A 2,796-nucleotide genomic window follows, 5' to 3' on the forward strand; every position below is an offset into this window, starting at 1 on the left:
CGCCACTTCCGCCAGATCTACCTGGCCCGCCCGGTGGTGCCGCTGGGCAACCGCGACATCGGCTACCTGCCCGGCGACGTCAAGAGCAAGCTCGACCCCTACATGCAGCCGCTGTGGGACAACATCGCGGTGATCCGCCACCGCCTGCCGCCCGAGAGCCGCGAGCACAAGGCCCTCAACGAGATGATCCAGCAGGAGAAGATCAGCGTGGCGCCCCTGGCCTACATCCGCGGGCGCTCCCTCGACCACGTCTTTTTCATCGTGGATGAGGCCCAGAACCTCACGCCCCACGAGGTCAAGACCATCATCACGCGCGCGGGCGAGGGCTCGAAGGTGGTCTTCACCGGCGACATCCACCAGATCGACACGCCCTACCTCGACAGCCAGTCCAACGGCCTGACGGTGCTGATCGACCGCATGAAGGAGCAGGACCTGTTCGCCCACGTCAACCTGCAGAAGGGCGAGCGCAGCCACCTGGCGGAGCTGGCCAGCACCCTGATGTGAGGGCCGGGAAGAAGAACCCGGGGCCCCGGCGTCCGCCCGGGTGGCCAAGATGAGCTGCCTGCCGGGGCCGTCACGGCCGCGGCGGCCGAGGTGCGGTCCGCATCCCGCGCGTCCGAGTCCATGGGGGACCACATGAACGAGATCCGACGACGCCTGGTGGTCGTCGCCTGCTGCTCCAGCCTGGCCGCGGCGGCGGGCGCCGCCGACACGAAGGCCGAGGGCGACCTGCGCTGGGCGCTCAACTACTGCGTCAAGATCCGGAAGGACATGGAGCGGGTCCGGGGCCAGGACCCGTCGGCCGGGGTCATCTCCAACGCCCTCGAGCGCTGGCAGGCCGACGTGGCGACGACGATGATCTACACGCACGTGCTCAAGCGTGGCGGGCGCGGCGTTCGCAGCCCGCTCGACGTGCTGCTCTGAGCACGCATCGGCCGAACGATCATGGTGGCTGGCACCACCCCTGAAGATGAAAGAGACTTTGGGTTGGAAGGTGTCGTGTAGAGGTCGTGATAGTTTTTGGCGGCCTGACCCCGCGTCTAACGTGACCCGCCGGACTGACTCGCCCCGGATTGCTTCCATAGAGAGCGCACGCTAAACAGGCCGCTGGCGACTTGTCGCCTTCAGGCACATTCCGTTCCGGCACCCGCCACCTTCCGCCTTTGAGTGTCAATCGACAGGAGGCGGTATGGAACTGGTAGTGCGGTACAAACGCGTGATCGGTCTGGATATCCATCAGGCGCAAATCACGGCCTGTGCGCTGATCGAGGAACCTGACGGCAGTGCGCGCATCGAGCAACGTCAATTCGGCGCGTTCAAACGAGACCACCGGGAACTGGCCGATTGGGTCGCCTCGCTGTGTCCCGACGAAGTGGTGATGGAAAGCACCGGAATTTACTGGCAGAGTCCGTACGCGGCGCTGGAGGCGGCCGGCATTCGCGCGAAGGGGGTCAATGCCCGGCACGTCAAGAATGTACCGGGCCGCAAGACGGACGTGGGCGATGCGCACTGGTTGGCGACGCTGGCGCGGGCGGGATTGCTGCGCGGCTCGTTTGTGCCCCCGGCCAAACTGCGCGAGTTGCGTCTGATTTCCCGCCAGCGGTAGAAACTTGTCGGCCAGTTGGCTTCCGAGAAAAATCGTCTGCACAAGGGGCTGACCGACAGCGGCGTTCGCCTGGGCGTGGTGGTCAGCGATCTGCACGGCCAGTCCGCACGCACTACGGTCAAGACCATCATCGCCGGGAAGTCGCCGCAGGAGGTCATCAAGCTCGCCAGCCGCCGACTGAAGGCCAGTCGCGAGGAGATCTTCGACGCCCTGCAAGGCGACCTGACTGAATTACCAAGCCGACCGGGTCGTCACGATTCGCCCGCCTTCTCGCTTTTATGCATTTACAGCTTGCGCGCGCGCGTCATCTCACGCTTGCCTGGCGGGCCGGCAAGTCTTTCCACACTGAAGCCCGCCGAGCGCAAATTTCTTCTCACTTCGCCCTTTGCACAATAGGTAACCAACACTGCTCCGGCACTCATACAGCGAAAGAGCTTGTCGAAGACCTCTGACGTCCAGAGTTCCGGTTGAACGATAGGCGAAAATGCATCGTGGTACACCAGATCGTACTCGCCAACCGCTTCGAAGTCCTCGAAGCAGACCTTCAGCTTGACGAGCCCGAAAGTGGCGCCGATTGCCTCATTTGCACCCCACGGACAACGATGCATGGCAGTCGATGCTTCCCGTGCCGCAGTGGTCGAGACGTAGGTCGCATGGTTGAGTTGGAGAGCAGTGCCCTCTTCGACGGGGAACGGCTCTAGCGCCGTATAGATCACCGTAACGCTGGCGCAGCAAGCCCGCTCCCAAGTGAGCAGGGCGTTGAGCCCGGTGCCGAACCCGATTTCGAGCACACGCAGAACCGACTTACGCCCGGCGACCACCACATCGTAGCCATTGCCAATGAAAACGTGCCGCGACTCACGCACCGCTCCGTAGGAGGAATGGTAGTGTTCATCGAGTGCTGGCAGGTAAATTGAATGTGAGCCGTCATCCGTATCCACCAGTTTCCGGTCAAACCATCGTCGATCAGTCATACTGGTCGGCAAACAATACTACGGACACGGCACCGTCACGGTAATCTGCCGGATCAGCCAAGCAGGACAGCGGCAGAAAAGAAAGCATGGTTCACAAACCACGAAGCCCTCGCCGCGGGAAGCGGGAGGGCCTGTTGGGGAGGGGGGTGCCTGGCGGTGACCTACTTTCACACATGAGGTATGCACTATCATCGGCGTTCCTTCGTTTCACGGTCC

General features: G+C 63.1%; 3 protein-coding genes and 1 pseudogene. 3 read left to right on the plus strand and 1 reads right to left on the minus strand.

Annotation, left to right across the window (positions count from 1 at the left end; all coding sequences use genetic code 11):
- The 3 genes and pseudogenes from JNK99_RS05485 to JNK99_RS05495 form a co-directional block, all read left to right on the plus strand.
- Nucleotides 1-504, plus strand: a 504-nt coding sequence (locus JNK99_RS05485; RefSeq protein ID WP_291849796.1) for a PhoH family protein, incomplete at its 5' end; no start/stop codon positions are given.
- A gap of 132 nt (nucleotides 505-636) precedes the next feature.
- Nucleotides 637-924 (plus strand): hypothetical protein, encoded by a 288-nt coding sequence (locus JNK99_RS05490; protein WP_291849803.1) that lies wholly within the window; start codon nucleotides 637-639, stop codon nucleotides 922-924.
- 265 nt (nucleotides 925-1,189) lie between these two features.
- Nucleotides 1,190-1,834 (plus strand): annotated as a pseudogene (locus tag JNK99_RS05495) (transposase); the annotation flags it as partial.
- Between the two features lie 56 nt (nucleotides 1,835-1,890).
- Here the strand turns inward: JNK99_RS05495 and mnmD are convergent.
- On the minus strand, nucleotides 1,891-2,547 hold the full coding sequence (mnmD, locus tag JNK99_RS05500; RefSeq protein WP_291849800.1) for a tRNA (5-methylaminomethyl-2-thiouridine)(34)-methyltransferase MnmD: 657 nt from the start codon (nucleotides 2,545-2,547) through the stop codon (nucleotides 1,891-1,893).
- Nucleotides 2,548-2,796: the final 249 nt, after the last annotated feature.

The sequence above is a fragment of the Accumulibacter sp. genome (genome assembly GCF_016789985.1).
In the GTDB taxonomy this organism is placed as follows: domain Bacteria; phylum Pseudomonadota; class Gammaproteobacteria; order Burkholderiales; family Rhodocyclaceae; genus Accumulibacter.

Bases quoted from the DNA above. Each gene is read 5' to 3' on its own strand.
- JNK99_RS05490 (WP_291849803.1), top strand. From the start codon at position 637: ATGAACGAGATCCGACGACGCCTGGTGGTCGTCGCCTGCTGCTCCAGC.